The sequence below is a fragment of the Paludisphaera mucosa genome, assembly GCF_029589435.1.
GTDB classification, from domain to species: Bacteria; Planctomycetota; Planctomycetia; order Isosphaerales; family Isosphaeraceae; genus Paludisphaera; species Paludisphaera mucosa.
In genome coordinates, this window is sequence record NZ_JARRAG010000001.1 from 23,370 (window position 1) to 41,019 (window position 17,650).

The 17,650-nt window shown below is 71.6% G+C and carries 13 protein-coding genes; 5 read left to right on the plus strand and 8 right to left on the minus strand.

Annotated features, from left to right (window positions below; genetic code table 11):
• Nucleotides 1–19: 19 nt before the first annotated feature.
• Both PZE19_RS00110 and PZE19_RS00115 read left to right on the plus strand, forming a co-directional pair.
• Nucleotides 20–1,159, plus strand: a complete 1,140-nt coding sequence (locus tag PZE19_RS00110; protein ID WP_277858546.1) for a M20 family metallopeptidase — start codon at nt 20–22, stop codon at nt 1,157–1,159.
• A 29-nt stretch (nt 1,160–1,188) separates the two neighbouring features.
• Nucleotides 1,189–2,001, plus strand: coding sequence for a hypothetical protein (locus PZE19_RS00115; protein WP_277858547.1), 813 nt, complete (start codon nt 1,189–1,191; stop codon nt 1,999–2,001).
• Between the two features lie 84 nt (nt 2,002–2,085).
• Here the strand turns inward: PZE19_RS00115 and PZE19_RS00120 are convergent, their stop codons facing one another.
• The 3 genes from PZE19_RS00120 to PZE19_RS00130 form a co-directional block, all read right to left on the minus strand.
• Nucleotides 2,086–2,667 carry a hypothetical protein gene (locus PZE19_RS00120; protein ID WP_277858548.1) on the minus strand — a complete coding sequence of 194 codons (582 nt, stop codon included), beginning with the start codon at nt 2,665–2,667 and terminating at the stop codon, nt 2,086–2,088.
• Between the two features lie 21 nt (nt 2,668–2,688).
• Entirely contained in the window at nt 2,689–3,729 is a 1,041-nt protein-coding gene (locus PZE19_RS00125; RefSeq protein WP_277858549.1) for an acetyl-CoA carboxylase carboxyltransferase subunit alpha, read from the minus strand.
• Between the two features lie 62 nt (nt 3,730–3,791).
• Entirely contained in the window at nt 3,792–4,694 is a 903-nt protein-coding gene (locus tag PZE19_RS00130; protein ID WP_277858550.1) for a serine/threonine protein kinase, read from the minus strand.
• 233 nt (nt 4,695–4,927) lie between these two features.
• Between PZE19_RS00130 and PZE19_RS00135 the strand changes: the two genes are divergently transcribed.
• Nucleotides 4,928–6,241 (plus strand): AAA family ATPase, encoded by a 1,314-nt coding sequence (locus PZE19_RS00135; protein WP_277858551.1) that lies wholly within the window; start codon nt 4,928–4,930, stop codon nt 6,239–6,241.
• 807 nt (nt 6,242–7,048) lie between these two features.
• Here PZE19_RS00135 and PZE19_RS00140 read toward each other — a convergent pair.
• Both PZE19_RS00140 and PZE19_RS00145 read right to left on the minus strand, forming a co-directional pair.
• Nucleotides 7,049–7,402, minus strand: a complete 354-nt coding sequence (locus PZE19_RS00140; RefSeq protein WP_277858552.1) for a hypothetical protein — start codon at nt 7,400–7,402, stop codon at nt 7,049–7,051.
• Entirely contained in the window at nt 7,399–7,704 is a 306-nt protein-coding gene (locus PZE19_RS00145; RefSeq protein WP_277858553.1) for a hypothetical protein, read from the minus strand. Before PZE19_RS00145 ends, PZE19_RS00140 begins: the two co-directional genes overlap by 4 nt.
• A gap of 337 nt (nt 7,705–8,041) precedes the next feature.
• Here PZE19_RS00145 and PZE19_RS00150 point away from each other — a divergent pair, with 337 nt between their 5' ends.
• Nucleotides 8,042–8,944 (plus strand): ThuA domain-containing protein, encoded by a 903-nt coding sequence (locus PZE19_RS00150; protein WP_277858554.1) that lies wholly within the window; start codon nt 8,042–8,044, stop codon nt 8,942–8,944.
• 428 nt (nt 8,945–9,372) lie between these two features.
• A complete protein-coding gene (locus PZE19_RS00155) occupies nt 9,373–10,566 on the plus strand; it encodes a TlpA family protein disulfide reductase (RefSeq protein WP_277858555.1) in 1,194 nt (397 codons plus the stop codon).
• A 169-nt stretch (nt 10,567–10,735) separates the two neighbouring features.
• Here PZE19_RS00155 and PZE19_RS00160 read toward each other — a convergent pair whose 3' ends face one another.
• The 3 genes from PZE19_RS00160 to PZE19_RS00170 all read right to left on the minus strand — a co-directional run bounded on the left by PZE19_RS00160 (nt 10,736) and on the right by PZE19_RS00170 (nt 17,650).
• Entirely contained in the window at nt 10,736–12,514 is a 1,779-nt protein-coding gene (locus PZE19_RS00160) for a glycoside hydrolase 64/thaumatin family protein (protein WP_277858556.1), read from the minus strand.
• A 243-nt stretch (nt 12,515–12,757) separates the two neighbouring features.
• The gene (locus PZE19_RS00165; protein WP_277858557.1) at nt 12,758–14,389 is read right to left on the minus strand and encodes a HEAT repeat domain-containing protein; all 1,632 of its coding nucleotides are present in this window, start codon (nt 14,387–14,389) and stop codon (nt 12,758–12,760) included.
• A gap of 36 nt (nt 14,390–14,425) precedes the next feature.
• Nucleotides 14,426–17,650, minus strand: coding sequence for an amidohydrolase family protein (locus PZE19_RS00170; protein WP_277858558.1), 3,225 nt, complete (start codon nt 17,648–17,650; stop codon nt 14,426–14,428).

Below are 17,650 nucleotides of genomic sequence, written 5' to 3' on the forward strand. Positions count from 1 at the left end.
GAACCCGAGCCCGCCCGCCATGAACCCGCAATCCGTCCGCACCTTCGTCGCCGATCGCCTGGACGCCTACCTCGGCGAGCTTCGGGGGCTGGTCGAGCACGAGTCCCCCAGCGGCGACAAGGCCCGGCTCGACCGGCTCGCCGACGTGATCGCCGCCCGCTGGGCCGGGCTGGGCGGAGCCGTCGAGCGGGTGGCGAACGACCGCGGCGGCGACCACCTCGTCGGCCGGTTCTTCACGTCGCTCCCCGGCCGCCCGGCGCTGGTGGTCGGCCACTTCGACACGGTCTGGCCCGTCGGCACGATCGATCGCCTGCCGTTCCGCCGCGAGGGGGACCGGCTCTACGGCCCCGGCGTGTACGACATGAAGGCCAGCCTGATCCTCGTCGCCGCCGTGCTCGAAGCCTTCGCCGCCCTGGGGGGGACGCCGGCCCGGCCGGTGACGGTGCTGTTCACGTCGGACGAGGAGGTCGGCAGCCGGACGTCGCGGGCCCTGATCGAGTCGCTCGCCCGCGGGTGCGGCCACGCCCTGATCCTGGAGCCACCGCTGGCCGACGGCTCGCTCAAGACGGCCCGCAAGGGCGTCGGCCGGTTCACGATGACGATCGAGGGCCGGGCGGCCCACGCCGGGGTCGCTCCGGAGCTGGGGGCCAGCGCGATCGTCGAGCTGGCGCATCAGGTCCTGAAGGCCCAGGCGCTCAACGACCCCCAGGCCGGGACGACGGTGAACGTCGGGCTCGTCCAGGGGGGCACGACCCCCAACGTCGTCCCCGCCCGCGCCTCGGCCGAGATCGACGCCCGCGCCGTGACGATCGCCGGGGCCGAGGCCGTCGAGCGGGCCCTGCTCGGCCTGACCGCGGCGACGCCGGGGACGCGTGTGACGGTGGCGGGCGGCTTCAACCGGCCGCCGATGGAGCGCAGCCCGGCCGTCGTCGCCCTGTTCGAGCAGGCCCGACGCGTGGGAGCGGACCTCGACCTGGCGCTGACGGAGGGCTCGACGGGCGGCGGCAGCGACGGCAACTTCACGGCCGCCGTCGGCGCGGCGACGCTCGACGGCCTGGGGACGCACGGCGGCGGGGCCCACGCCGACGACGAGCACATCCTCGTGAGCACGATCCCCGAACGCGCGGCGCTGCTGGCCGCCCTGCTGCTGGACATCTGAGTCTCCCGGATATGCGAAAGAAACCCGACATGTCGAGCCTCCGCCGCGAGCTGGAAGGCGTCGTCATCCGACGCGCCCAGAGCCCCGCCGATTATCGAGCCTGCCAGGACGCCCAGCGCAAGGCGTGGGGGATCGCCGAGGACGGCTACGTCATCCCCGTCGCCACGATGGCCGGGGCGAACCTGCACGGCGGCCTGGTGCTCGGCGCCTTCCAGGCGGACGGCGCGGCGGCGGCGATGTCGTTCGGCTTCCTCGCCCGGATCGAGGGCCGGATCGGCCTGTACTCACAGCTCACCGGGGTCGTGCCGGGGCGGCAGTCGATGGGCCTGGGCCGGCACATGAAGCTCCTCCAGCGCGAGTTCGCCCGGGCCGACGGCTTGCCCGTGATCGCCTGGGCGTTCGACCCGCTCCAGTCCGGCAACGCCCGGTTCAACCTGGCCAAGCTGGGCGTCCGGGTCCGCTCCTACGTCGACGACATGTACGGGCCCCGGACCGACGCGCTCAACGTCGGCGTCCCCACCGACCGCGTCATCGCCCTGTGGGACGTCTTCGAGGACCATGCCCCGCTCGACGATCCCGGCGACGCGCCGAGCCTGATCGCGATCCGCGAGGGCCTGCCCGCCGCCGTTCCCGCGACGGCCGACGCCGACCGCCTCTGGCTGCCGATCCCCCACGACGTCGCCGCCCTCCGCCACGAGCGTCCCACGGTCGCCGAGGCCTGGCGCCAGGCGGTCCGCCGCGCGTTTCAGGCCGCGTTCGACGCCGGTTACGAGGCCGCCGGCTTCGTGCGCGAGGGCGAGCCCCGCTGCGGCTATATCCTCCGCCGCCGCGCCGGAGATTGAGGCGCGGTCCTGGCTCTTCGGGGCCTTTACGAAGATCGAGAGCCGGTTCCAGGCGGCGACCTGCGGTCTCGCATCCCGCCTGGTTCAACGCGTACCTTGATCGAATCCGTATACCGAGAACAAGGAAGGCAGGGAGCAGGCGAGGAGGCCGGGCAGGGAGGCCAGCAGGAGGAACCCGGCCGACATCGTGATCAGGCGCGGCCAGGAGCGGTCCAGGAGGCTGTAGACGCCGATCATCGGCACGAAGACCATCGAGAGCACCAGCATCGCGGGCGTGAAGCAAGGAGCGCCGAGCGGCACGTCGAAGCAAGCGACGAAGGCCCAGAGGACGGCGAGGGCCGTCAGGAGGAAGCGGCAAATCGCGTCGTGAGGACGATCGCGCGTCGGCCCCGGATCCATCCCCTTTCCAGGGCCTGCAGGCCCGAGGTCGTCCACGACGGACGTCCCGACGTCGATGCTCGCCCACCAGGCGCAGAAGCGCTGGATCGACCGGAAAGCGGTCGCCACGAAGAACGGGACAGGGGCCAGGATCGTCGCGTAGACCGAGCTGTACGTCGCGATGCGGTCGGGGCGGGTCGACGCCAGGATTGCCAGGCAGGCCGCCGCGGCGGCGTTGAAGACGACCAGCTCGCCGATCGTGAGCCGAAGGCGCCGGGCTGCGGCCATTGGGTCGTCTCTCGGGGGCGTTCAGACGGCGGACTGGGCGTGGCCGTTGCGCTGGGGGTCCAGGAGGGAGGGCTCGGGGGCCTCTTCGAGGAAGACCCCGATCTTGCGATACTTGGCGTAGCGGCGGTCGAGCAGCTCGTCCTTGGGGACCTGGATCAGGCGGCGGAGGTTGCGGAGCAGGAACTGCTTCAGGGTCGCGGCCATCTCGGGGTGGTCGCGGTGGGCGCCGCCGAGGGGCTCCTGGATGATCTCGTCGATGATGCCGAAGCGGTGCAGGTCGCGGCTGGTGAACTTCAGGGCCGCGGCCGCCTTGGGGGCGTGCTCGGCCCCCTTCCACAGGATCGTGGCGCAGCCCTCGGGGCTGATGACCGAGTAGTACGTGTGTTCGAGCATCCCCAAATGGTCGCCGATGCCGATGCCCAGGGCCCCGCCGGAGCCCCCCTCGCCGATGACGACGCAGATGATCGGGGTGGCGACGCCCGACATGTGCATCAGGTTCTCGGCGATGATCGCGGCCTGGCCGCGCTCCTCGGCCGAGATGCCGGGATAGGCGCCGGGGGTGTCGATGAAGGTGACGATCGGCAGGCCGAACTTCTCGGCGAACCGCATCTTGAGGAGCGCCTTGCGGTAGCCCTCGGGGTGGGCGCAGCCGAAGTGGCAGGCGGTGCGCTGGGCCAGGTTCTTGCCCTTCTGGTGGCCGATGAACATGACCTTCATGTCGTCGAGGTAGCCCAGGCCGGTGACGATCGCCTGGTCGTCGCCGATGGCCCGGTCGCCGTGCAGCTCGAGGAACTGGTCGAAGAGCAGGTCGATGTAGTCGCGGGTCTGGGGGCGCTGGGGATGTCGCGAGACCTGCACCGTCTGCCAGGGGTCGAGCTGGGAGTAGATCTCCCGCTTGAGGGCCGCCAGCTCGCGACGGAGGCGGCGGATCTGCTCGCCGATCTTCGAGTTGTCGCCGCCGGCGCGGTTCTTGGCGTACTGCGCCTCCATCTCGACGAGCCGCTGCTCCATCTCGTAGATGGGGGCCTCGAACGGGAGTCGCTGCTCGTGGGCGCTGCGCATGAAAGGCTTCATCCTCGAAAACGGGCGGTCGCGGGGCGGGGGCCGGGCCGGCTCATCTCAGCTCAAAGGGACGATCCATCCCGATTATCGGCTCGCGGGTCGGGGTCGTTCCGGTAAATCCGGATATTCCGGAAAGTCGCGAGGAAGGCGTGCAGGTCGGGGAACCGCTCCTCGGGGGCCTTCCTTAGCATCCGCAGGACGGCCTCGTTGAACTCCGGGGTCACCTGGTCGTCCCGCGAGGTCAGGGGCAGGGGCTTCTCGCGCATGTGCTTGTTCAGCAGTTCCTGCTGCGAGTTGGCCCGGAAGGGGGGCCGCCCGCAGGCCAGCTCGTAGCAGGTGGCCCCGAAGCTGTAGACGTCGGCCGCGGGGGCGGGGGACTCGCAGCGGATCTGTTCCGGGGCCATGTAGGTGCCCGTCCCCTGGCGGGGGATCTTGCCGCCGAACAGCCGGGACAGGCCCGACCGGGGCCGCATGGCGATCGTGTAGTCGATCACCCGGACGTCGCCGGCCCGATCCGCCAGGATGTTCTCGGGCTTGACGTCGCGGTGGATCCAGCCCTTGTCGTGCATGCAGGCCAGGCCGGCGGCCGCCTGGCGGATGATCTTGTGGAGGTGCTCCTTCGGCATCGGATACACGGTCGGCCGCGCCAGGGGGAGCTTGAGGTTGGGGGCGGGGAAGTACTCCATGACGAAGTAGGGCTGTTCGCGGTCGTCGACGAACTCGTGGACGCGGATCAGGTTGGGATGCCGCAGCTCCAGCCCGAGCCTGGCCTCGACGGCGAACTTCCGGCGCTCGGAGGCGTCGCCGCAGAGCGGGCCCGCGAGCTGCTTGACGGCGTAGCGGCGGTGGGTGGCGTCGTCCACGACCTCGGCGACGACCGACGTGACGCCGGCGTGGATCACCCGGACGACGCGGTACGCGCCGATTCGATCCTCTGCACTGGCCGCCCCGCCGCTCGTCGCCAAACCCCAGCCCCCTCGCGGATGCGCCTCGGCGAGCCTCGTCAAATCCCTGCAACCCGCATCATCCTACAAAAATCCGCCGGCCCCGACAACGCGCCCCGACCTTCTGGCGGGCCCCCCGCCGAGCCGCTCAAGAGTGGAGGCGTGGCGGGTCGATCATGGAGGAACGGGGAGTCCAGCCGAGAGCCCCGCGCGGCGATCGCGTCGCCTGCAGGAGTCAACCAAGGAGTCGGTCGATGATGGAGCGGAATCGGCACAACGCCCCGCAGGGAAGCGGCTCGGAGCGTCGGACCGGGTCGGGGACGGGATCGTGGGACGCCGCCGTCGCCAGCCGTCGCGCGGCCCTCGAAGCGATCGCCGCGACCCTGCTGGACGCCCCGGGGGCCGGCCCGATCCTGCTCACCGGCGAGGCGGGCGCGGGCAAGACCTGGCTCCGCCGCCGGCTCGTCGAGGGCCTCCCGACGGCCTGGCGGGCGGCGGTCGTCGCGGCCGCCCCGGCGCACGACGCGGTCGATTTCCTGACCCTGACCGCCGCCCGGCTCGGCGTCGCCGCCCTCCCCGATCGCCCCTCGGCGCTCCGGCTCGCCGTCGCCCAGGCCCTGGAAGACGACGCGAACGAGGGACTGACCTGGCTCCTGATCGTCGAGGACGCCCACCACGCCGCGCCCGCCGTCTGGGCCGAGGTCGAGGCCCTGTGCGACGGCCTCCGCACCCCCGGAGGCTTCGCGGCCGTGGTCCTGGCCGGCCGGACCGAGCTGGCCCGCCGCCTGGCCTGGCGGCCGCTGCGGGCCGTCGCCTCGCGGGTCTCGAAGCACGTCCACCTGCCCCCCCTCGACGTCGACGAGGCCGGCCGCCTCCTGGCCGCCGCCGACGCGACGGAAGTCGAACGCCTCCATCGCGACGCGGCCGGCAACCCGCGCCGGCTCCTGGGCCTCGCCGGCGGCCGAACGCCGCAGCGCCTCGACGCGCCTCCGACGCCCGCCCGGCCGGCGGCCTCCGTCGCCGAGGCCCCGGCCCCGCCGGTCGCGCCCCCCGCGCCGGCGGTCCGCAACGATTGGGCGCCTCGGGTCGAGGCGAAGGCCCCCGCCGAGGCCCGGCCGGCGCCCCCCGCGCTGCTGCCGAGCCGGCCGCCGCTCCGGATGGAGGAGGGCCTGATCGAGGTCGGCTGGGAAGGCAGCCTGGACGCCGAGGAAGCGGCTGAGTTCGAATCCGCCGACGAGGCGACCCCGGTCGACGGCGAGCTGATCGAGGACCACTACGCCGCGCTCCAGGCCTGGTCCGAATGGGCTCGCAACCGCGACCGCCTCAACCGGGGCGCCGACGCCGAAGACGATGAAACCGATGCCGAGGCGGATGAGGACGAGGTCGACGAGGTCGTTTCGCCCGTGGGCGTCCAGGCCCTGGGCGACGGCGACGAGGACGAAGATTCCGAGGTCGACTCCGAGACGGCCGAGGAGCCCGAGACCGGCGGAGCCCTCCGCGCCGAGCCCCGGCACGAGCACGCCCCCTACAGCCAGCTCTTCACCCGGCTGCGGCAGTCGAGCAGCTGACCCGGGCCGCCGGCGATGCGACCGGCCGTCGACTTTTCGACAGGTCGACGATCGGCTTCGTAATGGGTTCGTCCGTCCAAAAAGCGGACGAACCCATTTGGCGTAAACCGTTCTGCGTCATCGATTTGACATAGGTTTTCGGTTCCATCGGCTCGTCTCGATTTTTTCATTTCTCCCCATCCTTCCAGCCCCCTCCGGCCACCCCGGTCAGCCGATTGGGAACCGCGAACGCGGACTCCCATGAGAGACAATGGCTCACGATCGCCGATCGGCGAGCGCACGCCTCATCCCTGCGGCCCGGAATCCTCCCCGCTCCCGCCGGGAGAGGGCGGCCGTGCAGCGGCGGGTGAGGGTCGTCGGAGCGCAAAGAGCCCGTCGGACCTGCGGCATCCGGGCCGTCTCCACAGGTCCGACGACTCTCACCCGGCCCTCCGGGCCATCCTCTCCCGGGGGGCGAGGGACGTCGGGCGCTTCGTCGACATGGCGACGGCGACCCCGCGCGGCGGGCGGAGGCGTCACAGTCCCGATTTTCGGGAGGAACGAGTGATGAAAGCGGTCCGCGGGGGTCGATGCCTATCATAACGACCGAGCGCGGCGCGAGCCGGTGTGTCGCGTCGTGATCCGTCATGTAGGACGAGCAGGCGTCGTCGACGTTCCACGCGGTGCTCCCACTCGTCCCCCTTCCCGGGGGAGGCGAGACGTACGGCGGCGTCGGACGCCACGCGACATCGCGTCGCGGACGACGCACCGGAGGCGGCGCCTGCTTATCCCAACCCACCCCCGACTCGACCTCCACCCGCCCCTTCGTCAGCCGTGCTCGCGCTCGCGGACGGTGACGTAGACCTCCTGGCAGGTCTCGGCGATCTTCTCGCCCAGGCCCTGGTGCTTGGTCTCCAGCTGGGTGGAGTACATCCCCAGCACCTTGCAGAGGAAGGCCCCGTGGCAGGGGTCGTTCTCCTGGACGAGCTGGTCCAGCGATTCCTCGATCTGGTCGGCCAGGTAGAGCAGGAACTGCGCCTGGCCCTTGATCTCGGCCAGGTACTTCCGCAGGTCGGGCGAGACCATGTCGCGGGGCGGGGCGGCTTCGCCGTGCTCGGCGTCGACGTCCGGGCCGGGGAACTGGTGCAGGGTGGGGGTCCCGTTCTCGGCCGAGGCGCTCATGAGGGGTCTCCGGCCGGGAAGGCGGTCTCGGGCGACTGGACCATGGCGTCGAGCATGTCGCACAGGTCGCCGATCGACTGCATGTGCTGGCTCTCCTGGCGGAGGTTGGCCGTGTGCATCTCGACGAGCTGCTTGATGAAGATCCGCGTGCCGGGGTCGGACTCATCCTGGAACCGCTCGACGTCGGCGACGACGGCGCGGACCAGGTAGTCCAGGAACTGGAGCTTGCCGCGGATCGAGACCGAAAGCCGGGTGAGCGTCGGGCTCCCCGCAGCCGCCGGCGGCGCTGTGAGTTGGGACATCCTTGGAGCGTCTCCGGGCCGAAGGCCGGACACCTGGGCGAGGCGTCAGCGTCCGTGCAGGGTGTAGGTCATGGCTGGGGATACGAACCTGGGTTCCGAATTTCCCCTGGAGATTACTCCGCCCCGCCATGCGTTGCAAGCGGAAAGCCCGGGCCCCCGACGGCCGCCCGCATGCCGTCGGCGACGGCCTCGCGGCCGCTTTTCTCGGCCGGGGGGGCGACCGGTTTCCCCGGCGGCCGGCGCGGTGTACAAGGAAAGGATGGGGCCGAAACGTCGGGCCCGATCCGGGTCGACCGGCCGCGATGGCTTCCACAGCACAGCGATGGAGAACCGCAACATGTCGCGCAACATCAACCGTCGGGAACTGCTCCTGGCCGGGGCGGGCGCCGCCTGGCTGGGCTCGGGCGTCCTCTCGCGGGCCGTCGGGGCGGCGGCCAAGGCCCCCAAGAAGGTCCTCTACTTCACCAAGAGCTCGGGCTTCCCGCACTCGGTCGTCACCCGCAAGGGGGACGCCCTGGCCCACTCCGAGAAGATCCTGACCGAGATCGGCAAGGAGCACGGCTTCGACGTCGTCGCCTCCAAGGACGGCCGCCTGTTCGAGCCCGACAAGATCGGCGAGTGGGACGGCTTCGTCTTCTGCACTACGGGCGACCTGACCACCCCCGGCACCGACAAGACGCCGCCGCTCTCGGCCGAGGGCGAGAAGGCCCTCTACGACGCCCTCCGCAAGGGCAAGGGCTTCATCGGCATGCACTGCGCCACCGACACCTTCGGCCACCACGGGGCCCGGAACAAGGGCGTCGAGGACCCTTACATCCAGATGATCGGCGGCGAGTTCGTCTCGCACGGCCCCCAGCAGGTCGCGGTCATGGAGGTCGTCGACCCCAAGTTCCCCGGCCTGCCCGAGGGCTTCGGCAAGTCGGCCTCGTTCAAGATCAACGACGAGTGGTACGCCCTCAAGAACCTGCCCGAAGACCTGCACGTGATCCTGGTGCAGAAGACCGAGGGCATGGAAGGCGCGATGTACCACCGCCCCGACTTCCCGGCGACCTGGGCCCGCAAGTACGGCGACGGCCGCGTCTTCTACACCTCGATGGGCCACCGCGAGGACGTCTGGACCAACCCCAACTACCAGTCCCTCCTCCTCGGCGCCCTCGCCTGGACCACCGGCCTCGCCGACGCCGACCTCACCCCCAACATCAAGGAAGTCACCCCCGGCTACGCCAAGCTGACGAAGTGACGAAGCGAAGGTCAGCCGGACGTCCCCTCGCCCGCCGGGAGAGGGTGGCCCGGAGGGCCGGGTGAGGGTCGTCGGACTGTAGGGACGGCCCCGGCGCTGCGGATTCGCGCGCTGATACCTTCCCCGCGCTGCGGCGACCCTCACCCGCCGCTGCGCGGCCGCCCTCTCCCGGCGAGAGAGGGATGATTTCAGGCCGCCCGAACCCCGCGAGGAACAGGATTGCTCCCGGGGTCTGCCTTCCCCCGCCAGAGGGGAAGGCGCACGGCCGTCGCCTGCCGATTCCGTGATACGATCAAATCGACGCCGAGGAAGCCGAGTTGAGCGTCGAGGAGCCTCCGTAAAAGCCCGAATGGCTTGAGGCCAGACGGCGAAATTGCTCACAATGCGGTTGATACCGTCTTATAAGTGGCAACCGGAGGCTCGAAATCATGACGCGATTCGGCTGGTGGATCGTCACATTCTGGCCCCTGGCCGCAATAGGCCAGGGGCCCGCTCCAGGCTCCCCGCCCGCGCCGGATACGCTGGCGAGCATTGAGGTGGAGGCCAAATCGGCGCGGGACTCGTTCGTCGAAAAAGCGAGCAAGGTGAAGTCCGGGGCGGAGGCGACCGCCGCGGACAAGGCTCGTCACGACCAAATTCTGAGCCTGATGGACCGGGCCCTGACGCTGGCCCGCTTGCATCCGGGAGAACCAGAAGGCGTGGCCGCAGCCGCGTGGGCGGTGGCTGAGTTGGGCTTTGAGAGAGGCGACGACGTCGGAGAACGCGGCGACGCGGCGTACCGCCTCCTGTCCGACGCCCCCGAACTCGACGATCCGGTCGTCCTCCGGGCGATCTTCGCCGCCCCGAGCGTCGTCCCTCGCTGCCTCGAGGCCGAGCGCTTCCTACGCTCGGTCATCTCCCGGAGTCAGCACCCGGGTCTCGTCACCACCGCTCAGGCCGTATTGGCCAACTATCTGGCCGAAATGGCTCGTTTGCACGACAGGCTCGCCGCGCCGATCAGCGGCCCCGTGTTGATGAGAGAATTGACGAAGGTTTGCCTCGATCGCTGTCGGGCGGTCGACGGCCCGAAGCTACGCGGCGAGGCCGAAACCCTGCTGGAACAGGTCGTACGCGAGCAGGGGGATGAACCCAAGACCTTGGGTGGGCAGGCTGCGGGCGAACTCTTTCGAATTCGGCACCTCCGGATCGGCCAGCCCGCGCCGGAGCTCGTCGGCGAGGACCTCGACGGGGCACCCATCCGGTTGAGCGATTTCCGGGGCAAAGTCGTGCTCCTGACGTTCTGGGCGATTTCGAGCAATCCTCGCCTGAGTTTAATCCGTCAGGAGAAGGATCTCGCCGCGGCCATGAAGGGGCGTCCGTTCGCGCTGGTGGGAGTCAACGGCGACGCGGCCGAGGACCGAGCCAAGGTCAAGGAGACGGTCGCGAAGGAAGGGATCACCTGGCGGTCGTTCTGGGCGGGCGGCCCCGACGGGGCGATACCCCGGGAGTGGGGCGTCGAGCGCTGGCCTACGTCCTACGTCATCGACGTCGGTGGAATCATCCGCGACGACCAGGTCGGCGGGAAGCTCACCCCCGCCGCCTTCCAGCCGCTCGTCCAGGCGGCCGAGGAGGCCGCTCGATGATCCCCGCGGGCAGATTCGAACACCCTTGATGCCATCGCTGGCATGGAGCGGCGCATGCCCCAGTGGCCGCCACGCTAGTCGGCGAGCCGGCGAATGAGGAGGGACGAGCACGAGGCCCGCTGGAATCAGGCTGTGCCGCCCCCCTCTTCTGATCGCAGCCCGGCTGGCCTCACGCGCCTGAGGTCCAGGCCCCCAGGGTCACCGTGATGGTCGTCGTCCCGTCGGGGACGGGGTCGAACTTCGCGGGGACCTGGGCCTGGCCCGTGGGCGCGGGGGGGACCGGGCCCGGGTTCTCGTCGAAGCTGAACCCGTAGGCCATGGCCATCGGGGCCCCGGTCTTGGCGACGGCGGGCTTGGCCGGCCGCACGAAGATCGGCGAGCCGCCGACCGTCGCGGTGTGCAGGAACAGCGAGAAGAGGTTCTGGGGCTGCCCGGGCGGATACCAGTTGGATTCGGTGCCCCAGTATCGGGTCGTACTCCCGTCCGTCGAGGGGGTCATCGGCCCCGGCGCTCCGGTCGTGCCGGGGACGACCGCCACGCCCCGGTTGAGGGCCGAGACGATCTGGTTCTCGAGGTTCCCCAGGACGGCGATCTGGGCTCCGGTCACCCCTTGCTGCACGGCGTCGGCGAAGAGGCCCGCGCCGCCGAACACCATCGCGCCCCGCGTGAGCTTCATGGTGCCGGTGTAGGGGAGCTGCGAGAAGACGAGCTGATCGCCGGTGACGGCGAACGGCAGCGGGTTCTTCAGGGTGACGACGACCTTGCCCGACTTGTCCCGGGCGAGGCTCGTGACGAAGTTCGTGGCCAGGCCCGCCGCCTGGTCGAAGTACTGCCCGAACACGTACATCCCGGGCTTCAGGACGCCCGGCAGCGGGGCGTTGGTCAGGGTGATCTTGTTGAGCGCGGTGGTCGTGGCGGCGGTGATCGGCTTGCCGTTGGCGCCCAGGAAGACGTTGACCCCGACCGGGCTGAAGACCTTGAGGGTGTTGCCGCCCCCCTGGAACCGCAGCCCCCGGAGCATCACGGGCTTGCCGGTCACGGGATTGACCAGCGACCCATATTGATAGGTCCCCGCCGTCGCCGTGTAGACGTTGGAGTCCGTCCCCTTGAGGCTCCACCCGCTCCGCGCGAAGAGGGTGCCGAGGGCGCGGTCGAAGACGCCGTTCAGCGGGCTGGCCGCGTTCGCCGGCAGCGGGTTGCCCCCCGCCGGCTCGATCAGGTAGGTGTACGGGTTCAGCAGCCCCTCGGACTGGCCGGCCGCCTTCGCCGACGCGGTCAGCTGGAGCGGCTTGTACATCGTCCGGCCCGAGGCCGACGCGAACGTCTGGAACTGCGAGATGACGGCCGCGCGGGTGCCGCTCGCGCCCGAGAGGGGCTGGCCCACCTGGCCGAGGCCGTCGTTCAGCGTCAGCGTGACCGGGAAGGCGAAGCCGTCGACCGTCGGGACGTCGATCGTCGGCCGGCCGCCGCCGGACGGCTGGGTGAGTTCGAGATACTGATACACATAGGGATAGGCGGGCGGGTTCGCCGGCTGCGTGCCGAATGGGAACGAGGGCGGGGCCTGGCCGCTGGGCACGATGAAGAGGTAGATGCGGCCGCCGTCGACCGGCTGGGTCGTGTCGATCTGGATCGTGCCGTACTCGCCCTGGCCCGACCCGACCTGGAAGCTGGGCACCGTGTCGCCGTGCGCCGCGAACGCGAGCGTCCCCGGCGACGAGCCCGGCTGGAGCGTCAGTCCGCTCCCCGTGGAAAAGCCGTCGACGTAGATCGAGTACTTGGCGGGGTCGAGCAGCGTGCCGTCGACCAGGGGCAGCGTGTAGGTCGACAGGACGGTCCGGGATTCGAGCCGCTCCGGACGGAACGCGGCCCGGCGGCGGGGACGTCGCGACGTCGAAGTCCGGGGGCCGAACGTCCGCTTCCACGTTGAAGCGAGAGAGGGAACGATCATCAAGCTCTCCTGTTCATCGGAACGGCGATGGGGTCGAGCGAGCGAGACTCCCCCCGGGCTCGGACGGCGCGGGGGAAACCGACGTGCGGGCCGAACGAGACGCTCGGCCCGAAAATCCGTAGAAAATTCTACGACGCCGCGCAGGCGAGCGGGAGGGTGTGGGTGGATCGACGCCGTGCGGCGTTGCCCGAAAACCACATGCGATGTTCCGGCCGCCTCGACCCGAGGGAGGGCCGAGGCCGGTCACTGGGATTTCGCGGCGGCGTGGGGATCGATTTCTCTGAGGGCCTCCTCCACGGCGATCTGGACGCGGCCGTAGGAATCGCGGGGCGTCCGTCGCAATTCCGGGATGGAGCCCGCGGCGAGCGGGCCGAACCGGCCCAGGGACCGGGCGGCGGCCTCCCGCGTGTAGACCCGATCGGCCCGCAGCGCCGGGACGAGGGCCGCGACGGCCGCCGGGGCCGCCTCGCATCCGGGCGCGATGCGGCCCAAGGCCGATGCGATCGGGGTGCCGCAATCGAAAGAGCCCGGGGTCGCGATCGCTTCCCCGAGCGCCGAGGCGAGGGCGAGGATGGCGCCCTCGGCCTCGCCCCCCATGAGGCCCAGCGCCTCGGCCGCGGCCGCCCGCACCGGGGGCCGCTTCGAGCGCAGGGCGGCCGTGAGCGCGGCGACGACCCGATCGCCGGAAGGCGCGCCCGGGGCGATCCGCGAAAGGGCCCGGCACGCTTCGCGGGCCAGTTCCTCCATCGCGGGGGCGTCGGCCGTCCCGTCCCCGGCCAGGCCGCGCTCCAGGGCGGCGAGGAGTTCGGGGATCGCCCCGGCGGCCTCGCCCCCCATCGATCCCAGGGCGTACGCCGAGGCGTCGCGCACCCGGGGCTTTTCCGACCGCAGGGCGGCCGACAGCGCGGCGACCACCTGGTCGCGCGCAGCCGCGCCCGGCGCGATCCGGGCGAGGGCCAGCGACGCATCGAAGGTCAAATCCGGCATCGCGAACGAGGCGGGGGCGTCTGCCGATTCCAGGCTCCCCTCGAAGGCCGAGAGGAGTTCGGGGATCGCCTCGGAAGCCTCCGGGCCGATGTTCCCCAGGATCATCGACGACGCGATCCGCCCTCGCGCGTCGGGACCCTTGAGCGCCGCGATCAGGTCCGGGACCACGGCCGGGGAAGGCTTCAGCTTCCGCAACGGCCCGCGATAGTGGTTCTCCCATTGGTCGTCGGCCGCGATCAGCCGGAGCAGGGGCGGGATCGCCGGGTCGAGGCCCGCGGAGAACTCCGAAAGCGCCCGGGCCGCGGCGTAGCGGACGGCGGGGAAGGGGTCGTCCAGGGCGGAGATCAGCTCCCGCGGCGCTCGGGAGCCCGGCGGCTTGCCGAAGGCCGCCAGGGCGTCGGCGGCCGCCGTCCGGACGGCCGGATCGGGGTCGGTCAGGCATTTCAGCACCCCCGCGGCCGCGGCCCGAGCCGGTTCGAGGAACGCGGCCCCCGCGCCGCCCTGCTCCCCGAAGGGCCCCGACGAGCCGCCTGCGTCGCCGGCCGTCTTCGTCACGAGCCAGGCGATGGAACGGGCGGCCGCCTCGCGGACCTGGGGCTGGACGTCGTCGGCCGCCCCGGCGAGGGCCGCGAGCGCCTTCCAGGAGTCGTCGGGACCCGCGTCTCCCAACCTCGCCGCCGCCTCGCGACGCACGTACGCGTCCTCCTCGCCCAGGGCCTGGATGTGGGCGTCGACGGCGGGGTCGCCGCGACGGCGCGTGAACACGTCGTGCGTCGCGGCCCAGAAGACGAGCGGGAGACAGGCGGCGGCGGCGATGGCGAGCACGGCGAGGCGCTGGCGACGCGTCAACGGCGTCCGACTCGAATCCGAGGAACTCCAGGTATCCATCGAGCGACCTCCTCCGCGATCAAACACCCGGACGATTCACGGCCGGTTCGCCTCGAACGCGACGCCGCCGTCGACGATCGTATGACGCACCTTGGCCCCGAGGACGCCCGCCGGGGGCTGCTGGAACAGGTCGCGGTCGAAGACGGTGACGTCGGCGCGGAAGCCGGGCTTGAGGACGCCCGAGCGCATCTCGGCGAAGGCGGCGTAGGCGGCGCCCGCGGTGAAGGCCCGCAGGGTCTCTTCCAGGCTCATGCGCTGGTCGGGATGCCAGCCGCCCTTCGGCTCGCCCGCGGCGTCCTGGCGGGTGAGGGCGGCGTAGAGGCCCCACTGGGGGTCGACGACCTCGACGGGGAAGTCGCTGCCGAACGCCAGGCGGACCTTGGCGTCGAGGAACCAGCGCCAGGCGTACGCGCCGTCGACCCGGCCGGGGCCGAGCCGCGCGTCGGCCCAGCGCATGTCGTCGCTGGCGTGCGAGGGCTGCATCGACGCGATCACCCCCAGCTCGGCGAACCGGGCGACGTCCTGCCTGCGGACCACCTGCGCGTGCTCGATCCGCAGCCTCGGCTCGGTCGCCAGCGGGAACGCCCGGCGCGCCGCGGCGAAGGCGTCGAGGACGAGCGCGTTCCCCTTGTCGCCGATCGCGTGGACGGCGACCTGCCAGCCGTTCTCGATGGCCGCGGCGGTCGTCGCCTCCAGCGTCTTGGGGTCGATCAGGAGGAGCCCGACGTTGTGCGGGTCGTCGGCGTAGGGCTCGAAGAGCAGGGCCCCGCGCGAGCCCATGGCGCCGTCGATGAACAGCTTGATCGCCCGCATCTCGAACCGGCTCCCCGGGGTCGCGGGCCTGGGCGGCTTGCTCACGAACTCGACCTCGCGGCCGGCGGGGGGCGAGGCCATCGCGTAGACCCGCAGCTTGAGCGCGCCGCCTTGATCCAGCTCGCCGAAGACCTCGGCCTCGCGGGCGGAGACCCCCGCGTCGTGGACGCCGGTCAGGCCGTACGAGAGGATGCGGTCCTGGGCCGCCAGGATCCGCTTGCGGACGTCTTCACGCGAGGGCGGCGGCACGACCCGGCCGACCAACCCCATGGCGCCGTCGATGAAGACGCCCGAGGGCCGGCCGTCGGCCAGGTGGTGGATCTGGCCGTCGGACGGGGGCTGCGACGACGCGTCGACGCCCGCACGCCTCATGGCCTCGGTGCTGGCCCATCCGGCGTGGCCGTCGACCCGCGAGAGCCAGACCGCCCGCCCGGGCGCGGCGGCGTCGAGGACCGAGGCGTCCGGGAAGGCGCCGCCGGGCCAGAGGCTCTGGTCCCAGTTCGCCCCCAGGACCCAGGCGTCGGCGGGCAGGCCGGCGGCGTGCTCCTTGACCCTTCGCGCCACCTCGTCGAGCGACTTGACGCCCCGGAGGTCGAGTTGGAGCAGGCTGGCGCCGAGCGACTCGATGTGGCCGTGGGCGTCGACGAGGCCGGGCGTCGCGAGCGTCCCGGGGGCCTCGACCAAGCGGGTCGACGGCCCTTTCCAGGCGAGCCCCTCGTCGCGCGAGCCGACGGCGACGATCGCGCCGGCGCGGGCCGCAAGGGCCTCGGCCCAGGGCCTGGCGGGGTCGCCGGTCCAGATCCGGCCGGGGAGCAGCACGAGGTCGGCCGGGCCGTCCTTCTTGAGCCGCAGCGCGCGGCCGGGGAGCCTGTCGTCGGGCCCGGGGTAGTCGGGCCGCTTGCCGTCGGCGACGACCGCGACGCCGTTGACGAACACGAAGCGGGCGCCCTCCGCGTACTTCATCGGCTCCTCAAAGGTGGCGGCGTCGCGGAAGGTCTTCGGGTCGAAGACCACGAGGTCCGCGTACGCGCCCGGCCGCACGACGCCGCGGTCGCACAGGCCGAGGATGGAGGCCGGCAGGCCCGCGTTGGCGCGGACGGCCTGTTCGAGCGTGAGGACGTGCTCGTCCTCGGCATAGCGGATCTTGCGCGGGAAGGTGCCGAACGACCGCGGGTGCGGGCGGGCCCCGTCGTCGATCTCGCCGCGGGCCGAGCCGTCGGAGGCGGTGGCGACGAACTCGGACCGCATCACGGCCCGGACCTCGTCCTCGCTCATGCTGAAGTTGATCGCCTGCGTCCCGCCGTGGCGCTGGACGTCGAGCACGACCTCGATGGGCGTCGTCCCTTCCTCCTTCGCGATCGTCTCCAGGTCCTTGCCTACGCGGCTGGGCTTGGGGGCGTAGGTCGTCAGGCGGATGGCCGCGCCCCCCATGCGCTCGTCCAACTCGCGCTGGATTTCTTCGCGGAGCTTGGGCCCTTGCACGGGGTCGTCGGCGAGCTTGGCGAAATCCTCCTTGCTCACGCGGACGGCCCAGTGGGGGACGACCATCGCGCCGAGCGACGTGCTGGAGGCGACGTACGGGTACTGGTCGGCGGTCGCGACGCGGCCTTTGGCGCGGGCCTCGGCGATCTTAGCCAGGGCCTGGGCCGTCTTGCCCCAGTTGCGTCGGCCGCTGGCCTTGAGGTGGGAGATGTGCACCGGCGCGCCCGACTGTTCGCCGATCGCCAGGGCCTCGTCGACGGCTTCGAGCAGCCCTCGCTCCTCGTTGCGGATGTGGCTGGCGTAGATCCCGCCGTAGCCGTGGACGAGCTTCGCCAGCTCGACCAGCTCGGCGGTGCGGCCGTATCGGCTGGGGACGTAGATCAGGCCCGTCGACATCCCCCACGAGCCGGCGTCCATCGCCTGCTTCGCCAGCTCCTTGAGCTTCGCCATCTCCTCGGCGGTCGGTTCGCGGTCCTCGACGCCCAGCACGGCCCGGCGGAGCGCGCCGTGGGGGATCAGGTGGACGACGTTCGACCCCGCGCCGACGGCGTCGATCCGGGCGAAGTACTTCGCCACGTCGATCGGCCCCATCCCGCAGTTGCCGGTGACGATCGTGGTGACGCCCTGGGTGATGTAGTTGAGGTTGAGCCGGCCCTTCGCGGCCACGATGCCGTCGTCGGAGTGGGTGTGCAGGTCGATGAAGCCGGGGGCGACGACCAGGCCGGCGGCGTCGATCGTCCGCGACCGGGCCAGGGCCGCGAGGTCGCCGACGGCGACGATGCGATCGCCCCGGATCGCGACGTCGGCCGTCCGCCGGGGCGAGCCGGAGCCGTCGACGAGCGTCCCGCCGCGGATCACCACGTCGGCCGGAAGCTCCTCGGCCCGCGCGGGCCCCGCGACCCAGCAGGCCAGCGCCGTCAGGCCGGCGACGACGCGCAGGCCCCGATTTCGTCCAAGGGTGATCAT